1 pseudogene is annotated in these 853 nt (G+C 30.2%); it reads left to right on the top strand.

Annotation, left to right across the window (positions count from 1 at the left end):
• Positions 1 to 853, top strand: a pseudogene (locus tag MBCUR_RS03120) (DUF11 domain-containing protein); the annotation flags it as partial.

Below are 853 nucleotides of genomic sequence, written 5' to 3' on the forward strand. Positions count from 1 at the left end.
TTAAATGGTGATTCTTATATTATTAGTTTAATTGTTCAGTTGAATGGTACTGGAGTTATAAGTAATATAGCAAATGTTACTGGAACTGATCAGAATGATACTGGTAATAATAGTACTGGTAATAATAGTACTGTGAATGTTACTCCAACTGTTAATTTAAGTATTGTTAAGACTGTGAATGTTACTGGTGTTGTTTTGAATGGTATTTTAGTTGAGTATACTATTAATGTGACTAATCGTGGTCCTGATACTGCGACTAATGTGAATATTACTGATGTTTTAGATGACAGATTGATTTTTGTTAGTACTAATGGAAGTTATACTCGTGTGGGTCAAGCTGTTAATTGGACTATTTCAAGTATCTTAAATGGTGATTCTTATATTATTAGTTTAATTGTTCAGTTGAATGGTACTGGAGTTATAAGTAATATAGCAAATGTTACTGGAACTGATCAGAATGATACTGGTAATAATAGTACTGGTAATAATAGTACTGTGAATGTTACTCCAACTGTTAATTTAAGTATTGTTAAGACTGTGAATGTTACTGGTGTTGTTTTGAATGGTATTTTAGTTGAGTATACTATTAATGTGACTAATCGTGGTCCTGATACTGCGACTAATGTGAATATTACTGATGTTTTAGATGATAGGTTGATTTTTGTTAGTGCTAATGGAAGCTATACTCGTGTGGGTCAAGCTGTTAATTGGACTATTTCAAGCATTTTAAATGGTGATTCTTATATTATTAGTTTAATTGTTCAGTTGAATGGTACTGGAGTTATAAGTAATATAGCAAATGTTACTGGAACTGATCAGAATGATACTGGTAATAATAGTACTGGTAATAATA

The organism is Methanobrevibacter curvatus (genome assembly GCF_001639295.1).
GTDB lineage: Archaea > Methanobacteriota > Methanobacteria > Methanobacteriales > Methanobacteriaceae > Methanoflexus > Methanoflexus curvatus.